Raw genomic sequence first — 22,379 nt, forward strand, 5'->3', positions numbered from 1 at the left:
CTCATCTGTTTCATAAATCCAGCGGGTGGGTAAACACAAAACGGGCGCCGCGGGTGTACTGCGAATCTATCCATATCCTGCCGCCCCACTTCTCCACAATCAGTTTGCAGATGGACAGTCCCAGGCCTGTGCCTTGCGCGTATTCGTTCAGTTTCTCGAACCGTTCGAAGACCCGCTTCCGCTTCTCCGGCGGTATGCCGCAGCCGGTATCCGATACGGAGAACAGGGCGGTGCGGTTCCGCATGTCCGGTTCGAGCTTCAACGTTATCGTGCCGTTCTCCGTAAACTTGTCCGCATTGGACAGCAGGTTGATGACCACTTGCTGCAAACGCTGGATGTCCGTACGGATTTCCAAGCTGTCTGCGGCGCTTTCAAACACTATCCGGTTGGACGACCGGCGCGCCTGTGTCACGGAAGCCGTCACCTGCGTGCAGACCTGTACCACGTCGCACTTCTCCAGGGTGAGAGTAACGCGGTCGGCTTCCAGGCGGGACACATCCAGTATGTCGTTTATCAGCCGGAGCAGCAAGTCCGAGTTGGCTTTGATTATCTCGAAATATCCGCGCTGGTCGTCTATGGCGGTATCTCCGGCGGAAAGCACGTCCGAGAATCCCACAATGGCGTTCAGCGGCGTACGTATCTCATGGCTCATATTGGCGAGGAACGCGCTTTTCAGGCGGTTGGACTCTTCCGCCCTGTCCTTCGCCTCACGCAGGGCGGCTTCGGACACTTCCAGCTCGTCTTTCAGCCTCTTGGTGCGGTAGAAGAAATAGAGCGTGATGAGCAAGCCCGTCAGCAGGATGACCAGAACGGCAGCCACTCCCCATATATGGTACTTATATTGCTCATAGAAGCCCGGAGTGACATTCACCAACCGGATGGGGCCGGGAATCGAAGCGATATCGAGCTTCCTCTCCTTCACCAGTTTGCCGTCCATGACGGTTTCGCAGGATATAATCTCTATCTCGGAGTTCTTCGAGTTTGCCAGCACACGGACAGCCTGCCGCGCCATATCCCTGCCCAGCGCACGGTAGACGGGCACTACTCCGCCCACAGCCCAGTAGCCGATGCCTACGGACGTAATGGAGAATGCGGGCAGGCCGGGAGCGGCTTCCATCATGGCATAAGTGGCATTGCGCATGAAGTAGCCGTCGTTCATGTCCACGCGCCATGTGCCCATCAGCAGAACGGTGCGCGGGGGCAGCGAGTGCAGTTTGTCACTGATGGTATAAATCGTGTTGACACGCCCGTCCAAGAGGATAAGGCTTAATTCGGGGAATTTCTTCATCTCTTTTACCACATGCGCCTGCAAGGTTACGCCACCGTAGCTGTTGTCGGAGATGAAGGCGATATGTTCCGTTTGGGGGTACAACCGTTTTATCATGCGGATATTGGCGGCCACATCGTACTGATAGACAAAGCCGCTCTTAATCGGGGAGCCGGCGAAGTCGGCGAAGAAGTCCAGCGACTCCGGCATCCATGTCTTCAAGTCCGCGCCCTGCTCCGGCAAAAGCACTACATTGCGGCTGGCAAGCGCCGTCATTACCGGAACGTCGCCCCGGACGGAGTCTTCCAGAGACAGATAGGCAGCCCACGCTTCCTGTCCTATCAGTATGACGAGCGAGGGTTCTTTCGTATCCCGGTACTTGGACAGGATGCCCGCCATTCTCGTCTTCCACAAGGGAGACTCGGAGAAACTCTTGCAGTTCATGTTCTCCAGCTCCACACCGCATGTACCGCCCAAACGCTGAAACTCTTCCATGAAGTTGGAAATGTTGTCCGAAGTTTGGCGCGAGTCCGGATTATAAGAACTGATAATCAGTACAGGATGGTCGCCCGTCGCAGAAAAGGCCGGGAACATGAGGGAGAAGAATGCCGTCAGGCAAAGCAGTGTTCTATAAAGTATTTTCTTGGATTGTCTCATTTAACGTCCTCCTGAACTGTCGCAAAGATACAATAAAACTCAAAAAAGGCGTAAAGAAAGATTGTTTTTCGTACTTTTGGCGCTCATTATTAAAAAGAAGCTGACATGACACAAATCTTTCACAGCATGATAGCTGCCATTCTCGGCATATCAGAAAAACAAATCGGGCAGACACTCGCCCTGCTCGATGACGGAGCGACCATCCCGTTTATCAGCCGCTACCGTAAGGAAATGACGGGCGGACTGGATGAAGTGCAGATAGAATCCATCCAAACCCACTACGAAAAGCTGAAGGAAACGGCCAGGCGGAAGGAGACCATCATCGGCACCATCCGCGAACAGGGGAAAATGACTCCCGAACTGCAAAAACGTATCGATGAGACATGGGACGGCACCGTCCTCGAAGATATTTACCTGCCTTACAAGCCCAAACGCAAAACCCGCGCGGAAGCCGCCCGCCAAAAGGGGCTCGAACCGCTTGCCACCCTATTGATGCTCCAACGCGAGCCTCATCCCCGGCAGCGCGCCGCCGACTTTGTGAAAGGGGATGTGAAAAGCCCGGACGACGCCCTGAAAGGCGCGCGCGACATCATCGCCGAACTGGTGAGCGAGAACGAGCGCGCCCGTAACGCATTGCGCAACACCTTCGCCCGCCAAGCCGTACTGACCGCCAAGGTGATAAAAGGCAAAGAGGAAGAAGGAGCCAAATACAGGGATTATTTCGACTGTGCGGAACCCTTGAAGCGGTGCAGCTCGCACCGTCTGCTCGCCATTCGCCGCGCCGAAGCGGAAGGTTTGCTCAAAGTGAGTATCAGCCCCGACGATGAAGAGTGTGTGGAACGGTTGGAACGGCAGTTTGTACAGAGCGGCAACGCTTGCGGAAAGCAGGTGGCGGAAGCTGTGCAGGATGCTTACAAGCGTCTGCTCAAACCGTCTATTGAGACCGAGTTTGCCGCGCAAAGCAAGGAACGCGCCGATGATGAAGCCATCCGGGTATTCGCGGAAAACCTGCGGCAGTTGCTGCTCGCGTCGCCGTTAGGACAGAAAAGGGTGATGGGAATAGACCCGGGATTCCGTACCGGCTGCAAGGTGGTGTGTCTGGATGCGCAGGGTAACCTGCTGCACAACGAGAACATCTACCCGCACCCGCCGGTAAACCAGGGCAAAGAGGCGTTTGCCAAACTGCAGAAGATGATAGAAGCCTACAAAGTGGAAGCCATCGCCATCGGAAACGGTACCGCCAGCCGGGAAACGGAAGATTTTCTGAAACGGCATACGTTCAACCGGGAAGTGCAGATTTTCATTGTCAGCGAGCAGGGCGCTTCCATTTATTCCGCTTCCAAAATCGCCAGGGATGAGTTTCCCGAATACGACGTGACGGTGCGCGGCGCCGTATCCATCGCGCGCCGACTGATGGACCCGCTGGCGGAGCTTGTCAAAATAGACCCGAAATCCATCGGCGTAGGGCAATATCAGCACGATGTAGACCAAAGCAAGCTGAAGAAGTCACTCGACCAGACCGTAGAGAACTGCGTAAACCTGGTCGGCGTCAATCTGAACACCGCCAGCAGTCATCTGCTTACATACATTTCGGGACTCGGCCCCCAACTGGCTCAAAACATCGTGAACTATCGTGCCAAGAACGGAGCATTCGCTTCCCGCAAGGAGTTGATGAAAGTTCCGCGTATGGGCGCAAAGGCCTTTGAGCAATGCGCCGGCTTCCTGCGCATACCGGATGCCAAGAACCCGCTGGACAATACGGCGGTGCACCCCGAGAGTTACCATATCGTAGAGCAGATGGCCGCCGATTTGGGATGCAGCGTAGCCGAACTGCTCGCCAACAAGGAACTGCGCCTGAAGATACAGCCCGAACGGTATCTCTCTCCCACCATCGGAATGCCCACCTTGAAAGATATTCTGCAAGAGCTCGAAAAGCCGGGACGTGACCCTCGCGGCCCGATCAAAGTATTCGAGTTCGACAAGAATGTACGCACGATTGATGATTTGCGCGTAGGTATGGAACTGCCGGGTATCGTGGGGAATATCACCAATTTCGGCGCTTTCGTCGACATCGGTATCAAAGAAAACGGCCTGATACACCTCTCGCAACTTGCGCAGAAGTATGTATCAGACCCTAACGAGATTGTATCCATCCACCAGCAGGTACGCGTAAAGGTACTCAGCGTAGATACCGAACGGAAACGCATACAGTTGACGATGATCGGGGTGGAGCAAGGGAATGGATAAATGAGAATACCTCATTCTTCATTATTTTTTATAAGTCAGCTTGTCTTTGCCGTTACCGAAGAGGTTATCGCCTAAAGTTGTGATTTTATCGCCGGTGGCAAGGACGTAGCGAAGGTTGTCGCATCCCATGAATGCGCCGTATTCTATGGCTGTTACGCCGGGGGGAAGCTCCAATGTGCCGCATAACCGTCCGCATCCGCTAAATGCACGTTGGCCGATGCTCTTTAAGGCATGGGGCAGTGTGATGTTGAGCAGGTATTTCTTTTGAGTGAATGTATAGTCGGGAATGACCGTGGCGTTACATTTGGACAGGTCTACGCTTACCAGGTTGGGCATATAATTGCGTATCAATGTGAAGTCCGCTTCGTCCATTTTGCCCTCTACCGTAAGGAAGTTGACATCTTTGGGCTGTATGCCGGCGCGAATCAGTTCGCTGGCAAGGCTGCCCATCGTAGCTATCTGTACAGTGGCTCCCACCGGTTCGCCTTCTATGAAAGCAAATGTCTCCCACCGTTTGCCGCGGCGATACGAGTCGCTGCTGCCCAGAGGGACGAATATGGCTGTCACGCTGTCGGCCAGGGCTTCGGGCAGCAAGTTCGGGGGAGTTTTTTTGCGTATACGGCAAATCTTCAAATTGGTACATCCCTTGAATGCACCGTCTTCGATGTTCTTGGTCTTATCGGACAGAATAACCTGCGTCAAAGATGTCTTTCCGATAAAAGTACTGTCGCTAAGCTGCTTGCAAAAGGCGTAGGACGGAATGCAATTGGCCGGATAGATATAGAAGCGGTCGGGATGCGTACCGTTCTTTCCGGCATACATGCTGATAGACGCATTGGATATATCCAGTATTTGCAGTTTCTTGAACTCATCCCGCAAATGGCGGAAATCAATCGCGTTCAGTTTGCCTTGCAGGACAAGGTGCGTAATCTCATTCGCCTCATCTTCGGTCAACATTTCCACCAAAGTGCCGGGCTTGGCAACGGTATAGCGCTTGGAAGTCTGGGCAGAGGCATTCAATATCATAATGCCCAATCCGGCGGTCGCTAAAAGTATTTTTCGCAGGTTCATGTTTCTAAATATCAAAGTACAATTTATCTTCGCTTTGGGGCAAATATACAAAGAACCCGCGAAAAAAGAACAGTTATTCTGGAAATTAAAGTAAATCCGACTCCATACATTATATAAATAACTCTGTACGTTGTCCGCAAACAGAACAAGTACAGAGTTATAAAATCAAACAACAATCTTAATTACCGTATTCTTAATATTCCAAAAGTATTTTCTCGATAACGATACCTTTGTTTTGCTTCTTTCCTTCCGGATAGAGATTGCCTCGCAAGGAAATCTGCACTTGCTCCATATTCTCCCAATCCGGCTGTCCGGTGACGCCAACAGACTGAGGATAATAGTAAGAGCAAACTCCAGGCCAGTCCTGAGGCAGTACCACAGCGGGATACGGCTGCAAGGCGGCGGCATCGATTTCAATCATTTTCATCGAACCGGAAAGCGTGAAATCCGCACCGAAAGCACGGCCATTCTTATCCATAAAGTTCACAAGTGCACGGTCGGTTCCGTTAAGTCCCATTGCCCATATCTTTATTTTTTTAGGAGCGGTCCCCTTTCTGTTCCATAACTCATCTGCAATAAAATGAGAAAGAGATACATCGGCGGCAGTACGCCAAGCAGGATTTTCCGTCAGGTCGGGGGTGGTGAGTTCATAGGCATTATTCATATCAGGTGCGGTACGGATAAGGCGGATTCTGCACTCAGGGCTTTCAAAATTACGGGAGTAATCTATGTTTTTCAACCCTTCGCAGGCATTGAGTACCGTTGTCAGATTGGCCGTCTCCTCCGTAGGCTGAATGGTGGTGTACCAATCGCGGGGCGACCAACGCTCCGGATATACCGGATGCGCTCCATGAGAAGGCCACCCTTTGTACTGCGAATACAACTTCTGCTGCGGGTGGTCGGCAATACGGGTAAATCCGTTCTTGTCAATCCTGTATTTTCCGGGATAAACAACGGTGGTTCGCTTAATGCCGGGAAGCGATACCGAGAACTCGCGTTCGCGGGAGCTGGCCACAACGACGTCTTTGTATGCAGACGGTACTGCATAGGGGTCATCGACAGCTATAATATCAGGATAAAGTTCGAGCGTCCATGAGTTCCGATTATCGTCGCGGTCAAGAAAATATATCCCGTTGCCTTCATACTGTACCATTGGCGATGAACCGATACCTGCGATATGACGGAGAGCGGCAATATCCTTGGGACGGTCGGATACGGAAGCGGAATGGTAGTACATATCTCCGCTGTTGAGCAATGCAAGGTCTTCTTCATAGCTCAAACGGAAATCGCCGAAACGGTTATTGGCGGGATAATACCGATTAGGCTCTCCCGGACTCCAACGGCGCACGATTTCGGCGGAAATCATAGATGCCACCGCCTTGCGCGGAGTGTACACCATATTCGTAAACTGCACGTCCCAACCCAGGTTCTTGGGTGCGGTACGCAACATGTCGTAAGAGAACATGGCAATGAACTGACAACCGCCGCGTACAAACTCCCTTACCATAGCCGGTACTTGCAAGCCGCCGTCGCGTTGGGTGGAATCGAATTCATACACTATTTTCGACTTGCCCTTCATGGCAGGGTCGGCCAGTTGCTCGTAACGGTCGACACAGAGCAGAGGATTTCCCTTGACGGTACGATAGCTGGTAAGCCCCTGAGGATACCATGCGTATGTACCGCCATCGACTTTCGAGGCAGCTACAATCGGAGCTACCTTAAAGTCCTGGCTTACATTGTAGAATATCAGCTTATCGCATCCGGCAGACCTGATTGCATCGACCATGCCATTAATATAATCGGTCATGGCTTCCGGCTTATCGGCCATTTGGGCGGGTTCATTGCTCACTTCCACAAAGATGATATTCGGTTCATCCTTGATTTTACGTCCAGTATAACGGTTGGTGTGATTGAGCAGTTGCTTCACATAGTTCTTTTGAGCCTCTTTAGCTGCCGAATCGAGAATAAGGTCGGGTTTGGAATAGACATTCATAAAACCGGTATTGGTGCTATCCGTCATCTCCGGCCATTGTGAATTGTAGGTAACAATCGGCGAAAGAAGCATATAGATGTCGCGCTTCGCAGCCTCGTCGATAAGGCGTTCGAGCAAACGGAGATGCTCGTTTTGAATCAAGTTGCCTTGTGCGTCCGTATTCTGCCAGTCGCCCCAGAAGCATAGCCGCAGACCGTCCCAACCCATTCGTTTGAAGTGGTCGAGGTCCTCGGAAATCATAGCATCGCGGTCGCCGTCCACATAAACGGCGGCACGGAAATCGCATGCCGAAGGCAGGCAATAGTTGGCTCCGTAAAGAGCGACCCTGCTATTGTCCTTAGTCCAACGGATATTACCTTCCTTGTCCTGATATACAAGCTCCTTTGCCTGCAATCCCAAGACTGCAAGCATAATGCCCACAAGTAATATTATCTTTTTCATTTCCGTAGATATTGCAAAATCAATTTTTCAACCCGTATCATAACGGGATAGTCATTACATATTCGGGAATAATCTGCGGCTCCCCGATTTCGAGTACCGGACCCTGGGAAAAGTCGGGAACAAACTTTGCCGGTATGTCGGGCAAGAAAGGCGCTTCAGCACGCAACGGACGGAAGTAAAATCCCAATGGCTTGCCTGCGCTCATTTTATCGGCAAAACGATTAAGGCCTATACGCCAGGGCATCCCCTGCCAGAAGTGGTCTAATACCATTGCATTGTCCATAAACGCCATAGCTACATCTCCGGTGTAGGGCACTGAAAGGAAATATTCATTGACCTGAGGAGTGTCCGTTGCCTTTTCGGTGAAACCGACTTCCATTCGCCAGGGAACAGATTTATCGACATCGGCTTTCGGCGAAACAGGTTCTACACTGACCGTCTGTTTCTTAAATCCTTGCTTGGAAGGATATACGATGTAGTCTGCCCGGTGTTTACCCAAGCTAAGAAGTTTTACTTGACCGGCAGCAGGAACAACGGTAGCTTCGGTGATAAGCAGTTTCCCGTTTACCTTCGTAGCGTTAAGGGCGTCTGCGTATGTGAGCACCGTTACTTTAAAAGCTTTGCCGCCACGTGGAGTAACCTTGAACGTACTTTTGAAACCGGGAACAATATCGGTAAACTCGGATTTGCCTTTTACAGAGCTTTTGGAGAAAACGAACTCAGGCTCCATACCGTCATGTACGGTAAAGAAGTAGTGGGCTGTCCCTTTATCTTCAATCTTCATCAGAGGCTGGGCTGTAGCATATTTCAACAATGCGCCTTCCATATCGAAGTTGAAAGGAAGTATGGCCGAAGTATTCTTAGGGAGCGTAAATCCGCCTTCGGCCGGAATCGTCAGAGTTTCGTTCGGAAGATTCAGCTTAACCCGAAGGTCTTTCTGGTCGTGACGTTCAAGGTCGTGGTCTTGCGTATTGACCAAAAACAGAAAGCCTTCACCGGTAGGAGTCATACGGGCGGCATAACGAAGGTCGTCGCGGTTCTCCGGAGTCATCGTCTTTACATTTTCGGGCATCACCGGTTGCATCGGAGCCAGGATATGCTGAAAATCGGCAAGGAAATTATGGATTACCCGAAGGGGGCGGAAACTCGGTGCTTCCAGCCCGAACTCTCCGAGAGGCGCCTGGAAATCATAACTGATTTTCGGAAGCCCCATCGGCTGGTCGCTCAGAAACTCACCGTAGCCGTTGTTCATACGGGGAGTGGAACCGCCGTGATACATATAGTAACCAATGATGTTCGAACCACCTGCCAAGCAACGGAGCATCAATGCTTCCGCCGCTTCAGGAGTACAGACAGGACGTTTATCATAGACCATTTGGATACCGGCGCCCATTTCGGCGGAAGCCGACGGATAATCCAGAGGGTTGTAACGAACCGGGCTGTAATCGGGCTCGGCCCATAGATTCTTGAACATGCAGAAATCGCTCTTACGCTGGTCGGGGAACCAAGTGGGATAGGTATAGCCGGCTGTAACAGGTATTGCCTTACCCGGAATTACGGCAGCGTTCCCCCACCCCGTAGCCGTATAGAAAGGTGTTATGATACCTGCTTCTTCGGCCATGCGCTGAAGTGTAGCCATATGCCTGTCGCCAAGTTCGGCTGCACTGATATTGCCTTCCTGTACGGAGACGCCTAACTTCGTGATACCCTTATCATAACTGGCGGCAGTAAAGTCGAGCACCTTTTCACCGGCATAATTGATAGCCCAGGGTGCGGCGGAATGTTGATGTTCATTTTCAAGCTGGCATCCGATAATAGGGCCGCCGTCCTTATAATACAGCCCTTGCAACTGCTTGGCTATTTCCGTATAGAGTATCTTGGTATATGCAAGGTATTTCGAATCGTTGGAACGTACATCGAGATTCTTTGTAAAAAGCCAGTCGGGCAAAGCTCCCGAACGGATTTCACCATGCCCGAAAGGACCGATACGCACGATTACGTCCATATCGTGTTTCTTACAAAGCTCAATGAAACGGCGCAGATTGAGATTGCCTTCCCAACAGAACTTCCCCTCGACAGGCTCGTGCAGACTCCAGAAAATGTAAGAAGGAATGACATTGACACCACCCGCTTTCATCTTGATAATTTCCTGCTCCCACTGTTCGGCCGGATAGCGCGAATAGTGGAACTCTCCCATGACAGGGATAACAGGCTTGCCGTCACGAACGATATAGTAATTATTGACATCGATAGAACCGCCGTCAGGAGCTTTTCCACCCATTTGTAAATGCTCGCTACGAATAGGTTCCCATTTCCGGGGAGCCGTCAGTTCATAAGTCTGGGCAGTGGCAGCCAGAGCCGCCATGCCGAAAATCGAGGTAATGATAATCTTTTTCATCAGTATAAAGGATTTTGTTTAATTGCAGATTTAGATTCATCGATGAATGATGCAGGTATAGGAAGACGATTGTGGCTGTCGTTTACATTATAATATCCGCGTCCTTCTTCGGCATTGATTTTATCGATGCGGTTGTTGGCATATTCAACATATTTGCCGAAGCGGATAAGGTCTTGGCGGCGAAGCCCTTCGCAATAGAACTCATGACCCCGTTCAAGAAGTATGGCTTCGAGGAAGGCATCGGTATCGGCTGTTTGGGCAGCCGAAAGATTACCCAGACCGGCACGGTTACGTACACGGTTAACAAGCCGGGTAGCCTCACCGCTTATCGGGCCACCGTTACGTACAATCAGTTCGGCAAGGCTCAACAATACATCGGAATAACGGTAAACTACTATATCGACATTACTCTTGGCATCGGTCATACCGGGGTCTTTACCATATTTCAGGGTTACCGCACCGTATTTCATATCAGTGCGGGTAACGGTCTTGCCACTGGTATTGACATAGGAAGTGAACACCATATTTTCCAAACGCTTGTCACCGGGCTCGTAAGTATCATAGAAGTCCCAAGCCATTACGTATCCGCCCCAACCGGTCGATTTATCCGTCCAAGGCATATCGGTAGGCAGGAAACTGGCTGTCAGATAATTCTCGGAACCGTAAAGGGTCGCGTTACAGGGGCGCTGCAATATCACCTCGCTGTTACCGGCTCCGGCAAGCGAGAATATAGAACTGTAATCGGATTGCAGCGTATAGTTTCCTTCCATTGCATAAAGGTCGCGAGCCAATACCTCAGCTTTTTCAAAATGCCCGCGAATCATATAATATTTGAGCAGAATCATCCGGGCAGCTCCCTTGGCTATGCGTCCGCGGGCTTCGGGCATTTCCGGCAACATGGCAATGGCATTGAGCAAGTCTTCTTCCATCATGGCATCATATTCCTCATCGGTCAGGCGCGGAAGATACACGAACGTTTCGGGATTATCGAGTATATCATCGGAAGCAACAGGTACCGGACCGAATAGGTCGTAAAGATAAAGCCCCATCCACCCGCGCAAAGCATGAGCCTCACCGAGATATTTCTTCTTAATATCTTCCTTCACCGGGCTTTCTTCGATGCGGCGGATTGTATTGCGAGCCTTGGATAGATAGTTGTAATGGCTGAACATATTCCAGAATTGAGACTGAACCGAACCGGCAGTAACAGTCCATTGATGAAAATAGTATTCATCGGATTGCCAGCCCCAGTTGCACCACATAACATCGGTTGTCATATCGGAGAATGTCTGATAGCCATTATAATCGGAAATGAAAACACTGGGAGCTTTACCGTTACCGCCCCAATCACCGGTTCCAAAATCGTAGTAAAGGCCATCAACGGCAAGTTTAAGGTCGGTTTCCGTCTTGAAGAAATTATCGGGATAGATTTCCGTAAAATCCTCACGTTCGAGGTCCATGCATCCTGTCAGCAGGAAAAGCAGCCCCCCTATAAGGAGAAGATGTACATTATGTATATTCATAATTGCTGATATTAAAGTTAAAACTTAAGGTCGACCCCTACCGCTACCTGAAAATTATTGGGATAAGCGCCGATACCGTTACCGGTTTCAGGGTCCATACCTTTGTAGGGAGTGATTACGCCGATATTGCGTACCGCACCGTAGAGGCGCAGGTTCTTTACTTTATCATTGAACCACTTGGCAGGAAATGTATAACCTACCGATATGTTATCGATACGGAGATACCAGGCGTTTTCATAGAAGAAGTCACTCTTGGAAGGAGCGAATCCGCTTTTGGCCTCAGCCACACCGGGCATAGAACCCTCCTGATAGTCGGGACGCCAACGGTTCATCACATCGGTAAGGGCATTCACACCGTATGTGATATCTTCCAGGCCATAGACGCTCTGGTGTTTCACGTCATTAATCTTGCGGCCGCGTAACGAACCGTAAATATAGATGTTGGCATCCCAGTTTTTCCAGGTCAAGGTATTATTGATAGAGAACGGTATGGGAGTCGAATTGTAGAGGGCTACATAATCAGCCTCATCCAGCAAGCCGTCAGGTTCGCCGGAAAGGATGTAACGTCCGTCCGCATCGCGCATACGCTCCCCTTTCTCGTCCAGCATATAACCATTTAAGTCCAGATACTTGATAGCGCCGGCTCCCGAATTGGGAAGATGAGCGTAAGTTTCGCCCTGCTGTACCAAGCCGTCGGTACGCCAACCGTAAATATCTCCCCAATCTTGCACCATAGGCTGATAGGCGGCAGGTATGAAATCGGGGTCGCGGCTGATAGTCTGATTTTTATAGAACGATAAATTCAGGTCGGTACTCCATGAAAAATCCCGGCCGGCTATATTTATGGAGTGTATGCCTATGTCGATACCGCGGCTACGGTATTTTTCCCTTGAGTTATAGTCGATAGTAGTGACTTCGTGATAACTCATAAGCTGCTTGCTCAGTATCACATCGCTACGGGTACGCTGGTAGGCATCAACGCTGACTTGGAGACGATTATTGAAAAAGCCTGCATCCAAACCGATGTTGATATCGGTAAGCGTTTCCCATTTCAAATTCGGATTGCCGATTTTCGATAAAGCGACACCGTTGACAGGAGAACCGCCAGGAGCCCATGCACCTTGCATCACACTGTAAAAAGTATTGATACCGGTAAGATTGCCGGCATTACCGGTCTGTCCCCAGCCACCGCGAAGTTTAAGAGTCGTAAGCCATGTCTGTTCCCGCAGCCATGCTTCTTCATTGATTTTCCAGGCTGCGGAGAAACCGGGAAACGCTCCCCACTGGTGTTCTTCGGAGAAATTGGAAGAACCGTCTATACGAAGATTAGCCGTAAGAATATAGCGGTCGAGCAATGTATAATTGACGCGTCCTATCCATGACGCCATTTCATTCGTACCACGATAGGAACTGATAGTAGGCTTTTCTTGCTGTGACGAACCGATATTGTTCATCAGCGGAGTATCGAAAGGAAAATCACGGGCTATGATACCCATACCGTCCCAGCTTTGTTTCTTGTATTCCCAACCTGCCATAACGCTCACATCATGTTTATCCGCAAATGTCTTATTGAAATTGGCTATGACATTTACAAGGTTCATCTGCGAATTGGCATTCTGCTTGGATGCCTCGCCATTGAGCGAGAAACCGTGTTTGGTAGTGGTAGGCGTGTACTGGTCTGCCTGCGTCCAGCTGATATCGACACCGGCTGTGGCACGGATATTGAAGAAAGACCACGGTTTATATTCGAGATAACCGCTTGCATAAAGATTCTTAGCGGTTGTCTTGTCGTAGATATCGAGAAGCGACACAGGATTGGGATACATGTCACGGATAGGATTGACAGAAAAATCGCCATTCGCATCACGAACGGGAACAGTAGGAATAAATGTCATTGCGGAGTACAGCACTGCCGATTTTTCCTGACGGGAGTCACCGGTCGGAACATCGTTATATTTAATCTGGCTGAAAGATGAATTAATGCCGCCCTTGATATATTTACCGAAATCCTGGTCTACATTCAGACGTCCGGTGATTCGATTCATAGAATTGTTTTTCACCAATCCCTGATGATCATAATAGCTCAGAGAGAAAAGTGTCTTAGTGGATTTTCCACCGGCAGTGACAGACAGGTTATGTTCATTGACAACGCCTGTGCGGGTAACTTCTTTCATCCAGTCCGTGCCTTCTCCCACGAAATTGTCAATCTGGCTCTGCGTAAACTTTTTCTCGTCACCGCGTCCCAATTCCTCAAAAACCTGGTTCTGCGTAATCATGAACTGGCGGGCATCCATAAAATCGGGAGCGTCTTTTATGCGGGAAAAAGCTACCGAACCGCTGTATGAAATTTCAGGACGGCCTTCCTTTCCGCGCTTGGTGGTGATAAGAATTACTCCCCCGGAAGCATCGGAACCGTAAATGGCTGCCGCGGAAGCGTCTTTCAGCACATCGATGCTCTCGATATCGTTCGGATTGAGATTAATCAAACCGGAATTATCTTTGGCCGCACCGGAATAGATAGTTCCCGCAGACACTTTGGAATGGGGAGCTTGCGGTACGCCGTCAATCACAACAAGTGGTTGCTGTCCTGACAAACCGCCACGTATGGCAATGCTCATCTGACCACCGGGTGCGGCAGTAGAAGAAGTGATATTCATACCGGCGGCACGCCCCCGAAGCATCTCACCGACCGAAGCGCTACCTGCCGAAGGAAGGTCGTCTGCTTTGACGGAAGCAACAGCACCGGAAAGGTTGCTCTTTTTCATAGAACCATAACCCACTACCACAACTTCATCGAGAAGCTCGGAGTTTTCTTCAAGCACAAAATGCATTTTCGAAGCGGCTCGCTGTTCCTGTTCTTTATAGGTCACATAGCTGGCTCTGATAATGGCTCCTTCTGCCACATTCTTGAGGGTAAAGTTTCCATTAAGGTCGGTAGCACTACCATTTTGCGTACCCATTACCAGCACAGAAGCACCAATCAGCGGTTCTCCGGTCTTATCGGTGACAGTACCCGTAACCGTAATTTGAGCAAGTGCAGGAAGTACCGATAATGCTATCACTGCAAAGGCTATCACAAAACGTGATAAAACATTGGTTTTCATTGTCCTAAATTATAAGGTTTTTAATTCGATTTTTTAATTGTTCCCCACGGATAGGCGGTATCAAAAGTTACGATTACTTCTCCGGAATAATCAGTGTGGAAAGTTAAATTAGCACCGCCAGAAGCTATCCACCAATATTTACCATCACCATGGAATTGGCATGACCAATCAGGGGAAGTTAAACAATATACATAATCTCCGTACCCTTCGACTAATGATACAGTACCTGTATAGCGATAATCCGTTATCTTAGTCATTTCTGCTGAAAGCGCCCAATTACCAATAGTAAATCCTTCACCAGTCACACACAAAGCACCAGTATAAGCATCAGTTGGAATTTCAAGAGCCCATATACTATAAGTGTGTGCCTGAAGGTCAATCCAAATACCATAATACCCGGCTTTATTTATCGTCACAGGAACCGCATACCCGTTATTATTCATCAACTTTGAAGATACATAAGGTGAAACGCCGTATAAATCTCCGTCAAGATTACGCTCCGGAGTGAAGAATATTTTAGAATTGTCTGTAGTAGCATAGAACTTGCCTTCATATTGGTATTCCCCTTTACGGTCCATCCACCGGTAATAGCCGTCGATATAGTCATCTGGATTTTCATTGGCATCCACAACATACATTCCGGGATAATCCTGAATAGGGTTCTCTGTTTCGGAAAGCATTACCATGACTTCGATATTGTGCACGGATTTATTGCCCGAGGCATCTTCAATGGTGATTACGCACGGATAAGAACCCGTAGTAGTGAATTCAACCGTTTTTTTAACGGATGCGCTACGGTCTAAAACTTCCACGGTTTCATCATATGACAAAGCAGGAATGGATATGTGTACCGATTTCAGGCGGCGGTCATCCATAGCAGTAAAGTTGATATCCCAAACAGCCTTTTGCTGTTCCGTATCAAAGTCAACGCCTACCTGTGCATTGAAAGCCGGAGTAACAGTAGGAGCCGAAGTGTCGGGAAGAAAACTGATAGGAATTTCGCGTACGGTAGACTTACCGTTTTCACACTTCACCGTTACTGTAAGTACCTGATTAAGTGTAGCGTCTTTGGGAACGATGAGCTGGTATTCATAATCGAATACGTTATCTTCGTATGCCGTCCGGTCATACACTTGATTTACGCCCCATGCTTCGCAAACGAGTGAAACAAAAGATATAGGAGAACCGTTGGACGCAGTGCCGGCAACAGATACCGTATCACCGGGAAAAGTTTCTATACGCTCCGTTTCGACATAGTTGCCGGGAGTAACGTCATCATATTCGTTACTGCAACCCGAAACGAAAATTGCCGCTATTGTCATCAGGGCAGTATATATGGTTAAGTGAATATTTTTCATGGTCAACTAATTATTATATTTTATAGCGTCAAATATCGGAAGCAATTCTCCCTGGAAACCAAAGAGCGTAGTGTTGCTTACGTAATTCTTATCACCCAGAATCCAACCCAACCCGGGAATTTCAATGAATATAGGGTCCCAATAGATATAACCAAGAACACGACCACTCTTTACCTGCTTGATTTGATTCGTCAAGTCTGCAATGAAGTCACGCTGGCCGAGTTTAGAGAACTCGGCATACGGGCCGTTATGAGAAAGCTGTCCCGGATTACCGTCGGGAAGCGTCCTGTTCCATGCATAACCGGTTTCGACAACCAGGATGTCTTTATTGAACAGGTTAACCATACGGTCTGCCCATGCACGAAAGTCCGAAGCCCACATATTAGTCCAAAAAGGATAGTAAGAAATACCGATAATGTCGTAGTCTACCGCATAATCACGCATCAAGCCGTAAAACCATTTATGGGTTGTTTCCGGAATACCTTCGCTATACGTGCTGTGAATTACAATCCGGGCATCCGGAGCAACTTCACGAACCGCCTTTGCACCTGCATTAAGCAAAGCGCACATCTTGATAGGGTCATCGCAAGCGCCGTCCGGATAAAGAAGCCCCGCCTGAATTTCATTACCAATAGCTACATATTCGGGAGTAGTGCCTTGCGCACTCATTTTCCGGAGAAAATCGGCCGTATAATCATAGACTGCAGTCTTCAACGTTTCAAAATCCAGGTCGGCCCATTCATGAGGTTTGTACTGGTCATCGCCATTCGTCCAATAATCGGAATAATGGAATGTCAACAGTATTTCCATACCCTTTTCCTTGGCACGTTTCGCCAAATTCAAGATGTCCGCTTGATTTTGATAGCCGGCAGGCAAAGTATTCGAAGGATAGAAATCCTTATTACCCGGGTCATTATACAGACGCAGACGTACCAGGTTCATACCATTCTGCTTAAGGATTTCGAGACAGTCATCGGATTGACCGTCCGCATTATAGTACTTTCCTCCATTATCCTCCACATACGAAAGAAGAGAAATATCGCCGCCCTTCACAAGGTTGAATTCTGCCTGCCGGGAACTGACTAACTGCAAATCCGCAATTTCGATACCTTCGCCGTTGCCAAGCTCAATGCGGCATGTACCATTACTCACCTCAATGCCTTTAATTACATTTTTAGCCCAAGTTTTTTCCGACGGCTTGATTGCAGTCATTTTACCGGAAGCGGCCAGATAGGGAAGTTCGGTTGTCTGAGATGATTTCGTATAGAATTCCAGGTCATAGATGCCATTAGGAATATCAGTGACATTCCACCCTGTCATAGCATCCCCATAATTGTCCCCGACAGCCAACACATAAGTGTCGACTGCTTCGGGAGCCTGATATACATCATCATCGCTACACGCCGTAAGGCTATATACAGCCAAGAGCGCCAACGAAATTATAAACAATTTAGTGCTTCGTGACATTGCTTAAGGTTTTAAATGATTGAATTCCCTGATGATTGATATTCATAGCCTCGGCTTCGGCAAGATAGCGTTCAGAGTGTACACTGTCGCCAAGACCTGCATAACCGAGTGCAAGCATGTACAAACAATGGATGCGGTTTGCCTCATCGAGGCTGCCATCCCAAATCTGAAGGTCAGGAAGGCTGACAGCAAAATAGTCCATCACCACTTTCTCATGCAGATGCTGTTTACCATAGTCTACGAGGCGGTTAAAATAAGAACGCGCCTTATTCTCATTGCCGAGAGCACGGAATGCCAGACCGGCATAAAAGATTTTATCGGGTTTAGCATCATTGTAATACATAGCCGCAGCCGGTTCGGTCGGTCCGAGTGTCGCCTGCTCAAAGCATCGGCGGGCATCGTCTTCCTGCCTCATCGCCTTATAGCACAAACCAAGCAGATAGAAGAAATCATTCTCCTGTGCGCCGTAAAGTTTACCTTCGCCCAAATGATGAGGATATTGCAGGCACTCGTTGAGAAGTACGACTGCTTCAGCATGTTTTCCTTCGACAATAGCAAGCTTTGCAAGTTCCACGCGAGCGGTCTGATATTGAAACGGAACCTTACCTTCACCACCTTCCCAGGGGTGGAACCGATGATTGTCAAGTTTCCTTTTTGCTTCGGCATAGCGGCCGGTCTGATTGAGGAGAGTTATCTCCTCAAGAACGAGGTCGTCGCGTTGTTCTATCAGTTCCGGATAGTTCTGCAAGAATGCCAGGCGTTCGGCATGCGGACGCTGTAATTTCTTGTAGAGCTGATCCAGCTCCATGAGAACGCGGGCATCGGTTTCATCGAGAAAGAAAGCACGTTCCATATACTCAAGAGCTTTCCCGGGAGCATTGCGTTTATTATAATAGACAAGGGCAAGATTACGCCATGTGGTCGGGAATTCCGGATTAAGTTCGGCAGCACATTCCCAATGGCTTTGTGCAAGGTCGTACTGACGTTTGTCATAGAAAAGGTTACCGAGGTAATGATTGGCGCAAGCGTCTCCGGGATTGACTTCGAGCGCAGCACGCAGGGCAAGGACAGCCTCAAGACGGTTAGGAAAGACAAAATCCGGACAACCGGCGCTACCGGTATCAAAAGCCTTACTGGCATTCTCTTTATCACCTGCCTGCAACAGACACCAGCCAAGATAATAATATGACATCGGGGTAGTTGCCTTTTGCGCTATGGCAACCTGCCAAAGCGATTCTGCTTCTTGCCATAAACCGGCGGCACAGAAGTCAATGGCTATTTCATCATAATTATGCGCATTGCCATGTACCAGGGAAACCAGCTTATTGAGCAGCGCCTGTTCCTCTGTAATAAGATACTCGATATACAGGCAACCATAATTGAACTTATCGAATTTAAGCGATTCCCGGCAGAACGTAACTGCTTCCTCATGACGGTTCATCCGATACAAAACGGCGGCTTTAAGTGCGCGTGCCTTTGCATTGTGCCAATTACGCAGAAGGGAACGTTCGGCTTCGTAAAGCGCCTCACTGTAATCCCCGTTCATACACGAAATTTGTGCGCATGCAAAATAACCGGCATCCTGCCAACCGCCATTCCAAGTAGCTTTATAGAAACGGTTATAGGCTTCCTCATAACGTCCCTGATATTTGAGGGCAAGACCTAAATTGTAAACAGGCTCGCCGTCATACGGGTTGGGATTACGTTTTTGCAAGATTTTAACGGCTTTTTCGAGGTATTGTCCGGCAATGTCAAAGCGTCCCTTACGGATATACCACAACCCCATTGCATTATTGCAACGCACATCGTCCGGGTCACGGCGCAGCCCCTCTTCATAGTAATCAACCGGTGAATAGGTAGCATGGCGGTATTGCTCCAAATGCAGACCGGTAAGGAACAGTTGTTCAACCGTTTTAATCTGCTCCGGCAATAAGGCGGCTTCAGCAGCATCGGGAATAGGACGAATCTCGTCAGGCTCCGTATGCCATGACATCACTGCGCGTCCGTCTTTTATAAAGTCAAGGGTCAATGTACTGAATGGCGCACCCTGCACATCGACAGTTTCTTCAAATACTTTTTCCGGGTCTATCAAGACCTCACGATTGAGATATTCGCTATTATCTTCTCCGGCCAAGCGGATTATTACGGTCTGCTTCGATGTGGCGAATACTTTCAGATGTACCTTACCGCCCTCTTGCGGCTCGATATTCATCAGCAAGTCCTTGGTGGCATTCTTTACAACGCCAAGCTCGCGATAAGGAAGAAAATATTGCGTAAACTCTTTTTCTTCATACGGCATCAGCCATGTAAAGTCCGGTTGGTTTTCGGTATAAACACCTGCCATGAGTTCGATATAAGGGCCGTCGTCATCGGTGAGGCAACGGTCCCATGCACGGCCGAAGTCTCCGTTTCCCCACGTCCATTGTTTCTTTCCGGGAGACACATGATGACTTGCCACATGAAGCATTCCCGCCTCTGTGTCGAATTCGTACCCCCCTTCGAAGTCGTACTTCGAATTCACACCCATGTATGAAGTAGGCACAAAGATATTCTTATAGTTAGCAATATCGACACCGGACGAATAGTCCATTTTATAATAGGTTCCCGTCGCAATGGGGAACGAACTTACGGCACGTTTGCCGTGGTCGAAAACAGCATTGATATCGGGCGGAAATACCGAACGGTAGTGGTCGTTGACCGCAACAGCGGGATTGGCCCACCACAAGAATGTCTGCGGTACATCGGTACGGTTGTACAATACGCCTTTTATTTCGAGGAAAGCACATCCGGGACGGAGTGTAAATCCTGCCATGCCTTTTTGGTGGAACATACGCTCCATTTCGCTCACCCATACGGTAACGGAGCCATCCCCATGCTCCTCGATAGTACAATCGACCGGCATATAAGTGGACGGACGATGATGTTGAGGCCAATTGAATTCGATGCCGCCGGAGATCCACGGACCGGCAAGCCCCACAAGGGCGGGTTTAATAACATGGTTATAATAAACAAAGTGACGCTGTTTAATCTTGTCGTATGCCATTTGTACACGTCCGCCAAGTTCAGGAAGTATCATCACCTTGATATATTCATTTTCAATGAAAACAGCGCTCCACTCATGGTCGGTTTTCTCATTGGATATCGACTCTATCACAGGATAAGGATAAACCACGCCACTTGAACCCTGATAAACACGTTTCTCGAGAAATATAGGATTTTTTTCAGGCTTTCCTACTTCATAAGTAGGAATTACTACTTTTTCTTTCCAGGCTTTTACCATAGTATGATTCATTTATAAGTTATGTTATTCGATTATTATTTTTAGAAGTAAGCTAAAAGGATTTATTCTTTCTCCACATCGACAAGTTCGTTTTCAAGCTGTTCCAGAGTTTTTCCTTTGGTTTCGGGGCAACGAATTTTGAAAAAGACATAACCCGCACCGCAGATTAACGCATAAACCCAAAATGTACCGAAACTACCGAGTGAAACGTTAAGCAACGGAAAGGTGTAAGTCAATGTGAACGAGCCTACCCAAAGTGCAAAAGTACAGGTAGCCACAGCTATGGCACGAACCCGATTTGGGAATATCTCGGACAAAAGCACCCATGTAATAGGGCCAAGAGTCATAGCATAGAAAGCTATTGCCGCCACAACCAAGATAATCATGAAGAAACCGGTTACATGAAAAAAGTAGCACGTACCAAGCGTAGCATAAATCACGCTCAACCCGCCTGCACCCCAAAGCATCAGTTTACGGCGTCCGAGCTTCTCGACAGTGTAAATTGCGACAACGGTAAATACGACATTCACAATTCCGGTTAAGACAATATTAAAAAGCATTTCTCCCAGGTCGTAACCGGCATTGGAAAAGATTTCCTGCGCATAGTTGAAGATGACATTCGTACCGCACCATTGTTGGAAAACAGCTATTACCAAACCGAGAACCAACACTTTACGGAACGGGCGGCTGAAGAGCAACCCCAACCCTCTCTGCTTCTTCGAGCTATTCTTGGTATTCCTTACCGCCTTTACCTCATCATCGGCATACTCCTGTCCGCCAATATTCCTGAGTATTTCCATCGCCTCCGTTATGCGATTCTTCATCACTAAATAACGAGGACTCTCAGGAATGAAACAGGCAAGAAGCAAAAAAGCTCCGGCAGGAAATGCCGCACTCCAAAACATCCATCGCCAGCCCATCAGGACGTTCCACGAATCTACAGCAGGAACAGTAGTTCCGGCAGGCATCGGTTCGGCTATCATAAAGTTGACAATTTGTGCCACTAAAATACCAAGTACAATAGTCAGTTGGTTCAAAGACACAAGTTTACCGCGAATATGGCTCGGAGCAACTTCAGCAATATACATCGGAGATAACCCCGAAGCCAAACCGATTGCAATACCACCGACAAAACGGGCACACAGAAAAGCGGTAAAGGTATCGAATACACCGGTACCATAGGCCGAAACAAGAAAAATAAATGCGGAAATAACAAGTAGCGGCTTACGGCCGAGACGGTCTGCCAAAGTACCGCAAGCCATTGCGCCCACAAGACAGCCGGCAAGAGCGATAGACATAGCCAATCCCTGTAAAGTCGGTTCATCTGCTATTCCGAAAAATACTTCATAAAATGGTTTGGCACCCCCAATCACCACCCAATCATAACCAAAAAGCAAACCGCCCATGGCCGAAACAATACAGATGAAATAGATGAATTCTTTTTTGAAATCTTTCATGATATTAAATAGGTTAATTGTACAATGCAAAAGTAGTGTTTTAGAACTTTGTGAAAAATGACTGTTCCGTAAAAAATAAATGGACAATCTTATTGTTTTATTGACGTATAAGCGTA

Annotated in this window: 11 protein-coding genes; 1 reads left to right on the top strand and 10 read right to left on the bottom strand. The window is 48.6% G+C overall.

Annotated elements, in window-relative coordinates; genetic code table 11:
- Positions 1-10: 10 nt before the first annotated feature.
- On the bottom strand, positions 11-1,924 hold the full coding sequence (locus tag I2F54_RS06055) for a sensor histidine kinase (RefSeq protein ID WP_195500744.1): 1,914 nt from the start codon (positions 1,922-1,924) through the stop codon (positions 11-13).
- Between the two features lie 105 nt (positions 1,925-2,029).
- On the opposite strand from I2F54_RS06055, the gene I2F54_RS06060 reads away from it, so the two are divergent.
- Complete coding sequence (locus I2F54_RS06060; RefSeq protein ID WP_195500745.1) at positions 2,030-4,171, top strand: Tex family protein; 2,142 nt, start codon at positions 2,030-2,032, stop codon at positions 4,169-4,171.
- Positions 4,172-4,192: 21 nt separating this feature from the next.
- Here I2F54_RS06060 and I2F54_RS06065 read toward each other — a convergent pair whose 3' ends face one another.
- From I2F54_RS06065 to I2F54_RS06105, 9 genes are all read right to left on the bottom strand, one after another.
- Positions 4,193-5,242, bottom strand: coding sequence for a leucine-rich repeat domain-containing protein (locus tag I2F54_RS06065; RefSeq protein WP_195500746.1), 1,050 nt, complete (start codon positions 5,240-5,242; stop codon positions 4,193-4,195).
- A gap of 193 nt (positions 5,243-5,435) precedes the next feature.
- The gene (locus I2F54_RS06070; RefSeq protein ID WP_195500747.1) at positions 5,436-7,676 is read right to left on the bottom strand and encodes a cellulase family glycosylhydrolase; all 2,241 of its coding nucleotides are present in this window, start codon (positions 7,674-7,676) and stop codon (positions 5,436-5,438) included.
- Positions 7,677-7,713: 37 nt separating this feature from the next.
- On the bottom strand, positions 7,714-10,074 hold the full coding sequence (locus tag I2F54_RS06075) for a beta-galactosidase (protein WP_195500748.1): 2,361 nt from the start codon (positions 10,072-10,074) through the stop codon (positions 7,714-7,716).
- Complete coding sequence (locus I2F54_RS06080; protein WP_195500749.1) at positions 10,074-11,597, bottom strand: RagB/SusD family nutrient uptake outer membrane protein; 1,524 nt, start codon at positions 11,595-11,597, stop codon at positions 10,074-10,076. Before I2F54_RS06080 ends, I2F54_RS06075 begins: the two co-directional genes overlap by 1 nt.
- Positions 11,598-11,614: 17 nt before the next feature.
- The gene (locus I2F54_RS06085) at positions 11,615-14,701 is read right to left on the bottom strand and encodes a SusC/RagA family TonB-linked outer membrane protein (RefSeq protein WP_195500750.1); all 3,087 of its coding nucleotides are present in this window, start codon (positions 14,699-14,701) and stop codon (positions 11,615-11,617) included.
- Positions 14,702-14,721: 20 nt separating this feature from the next.
- On the bottom strand, positions 14,722-16,059 hold the full coding sequence (locus I2F54_RS06090) for a hypothetical protein (RefSeq protein ID WP_195500751.1): 1,338 nt from the start codon (positions 16,057-16,059) through the stop codon (positions 14,722-14,724).
- Positions 16,060-16,065: 6 nt separating this feature from the next.
- A complete protein-coding gene (locus tag I2F54_RS06095; protein ID WP_195500752.1) occupies positions 16,066-17,526 on the bottom strand; it encodes a glycoside hydrolase family 53 protein in 1,461 nt (486 codons plus the stop codon).
- Positions 17,510-20,806: a DUF5107 domain-containing protein gene (locus I2F54_RS06100; protein ID WP_195500841.1), complete on the bottom strand. Its 3,297-nt coding sequence runs from the start codon at positions 20,804-20,806 to the stop codon at positions 17,510-17,512. Before I2F54_RS06100 ends, I2F54_RS06095 begins: the two co-directional genes overlap by 17 nt.
- A gap of 62 nt (positions 20,807-20,868) precedes the next feature.
- Complete coding sequence (locus I2F54_RS06105; protein ID WP_195500753.1) at positions 20,869-22,263, bottom strand: sugar porter family MFS transporter; 1,395 nt, start codon at positions 22,261-22,263, stop codon at positions 20,869-20,871.
- Positions 22,264-22,379 lie beyond the last annotated feature (116 nt).

Source organism: Bacteroides clarus, assembly GCF_015555825.1.
In the GTDB taxonomy this organism is placed as follows: domain Bacteria; phylum Bacteroidota; class Bacteroidia; order Bacteroidales; family Bacteroidaceae; genus Bacteroides; species Bacteroides clarus.

Coding starts and splice junctions, on each gene's coding strand:
- I2F54_RS06055 (WP_195500744.1), bottom strand. CDS start 1,924: ATGAGACAATCCAAGAAAATACTTTATAGAACACTGCTTTGCCTGACG.
- I2F54_RS06060 (WP_195500745.1), top strand. CDS start 2,030: ATGACACAAATCTTTCACAGCATGATAGCTGCCATTCTCGGCATATCA.
- I2F54_RS06065 (WP_195500746.1), bottom strand. CDS start 5,242: ATGAACCTGCGAAAAATACTTTTAGCGACCGCCGGATTGGGCATTATG.
- I2F54_RS06070 (WP_195500747.1), bottom strand. CDS start 7,676: ATGAAAAAGATAATATTACTTGTGGGCATTATGCTTGCAGTCTTGGGA.
- I2F54_RS06075 (WP_195500748.1), bottom strand. CDS start 10,074: ATGAAAAAGATTATCATTACCTCGATTTTCGGCATGGCGGCTCTGGCT.
- I2F54_RS06080 (WP_195500749.1), bottom strand. CDS start 11,597: ATGAATATACATAATGTACATCTTCTCCTTATAGGGGGGCTGCTTTTC.
- I2F54_RS06085 (WP_195500750.1), bottom strand. CDS start 14,701: ATGAAAACCAATGTTTTATCACGTTTTGTGATAGCCTTTGCAGTGATA.
- I2F54_RS06090 (WP_195500751.1), bottom strand. CDS start 16,059: ATGAAAAATATTCACTTAACCATATATACTGCCCTGATGACAATAGCG.
- I2F54_RS06095 (WP_195500752.1), bottom strand. CDS start 17,526: ATGTCACGAAGCACTAAATTGTTTATAATTTCGTTGGCGCTCTTGGCT.
- I2F54_RS06100 (WP_195500841.1), bottom strand. CDS start 20,806: ATGGTAAAAGCCTGGAAAGAAAAAGTAGTAATTCCTACTTATGAAGTA.
- I2F54_RS06105 (WP_195500753.1), bottom strand. CDS start 22,263: ATGAAAGATTTCAAAAAAGAATTCATCTATTTCATCTGTATTGTTTCG.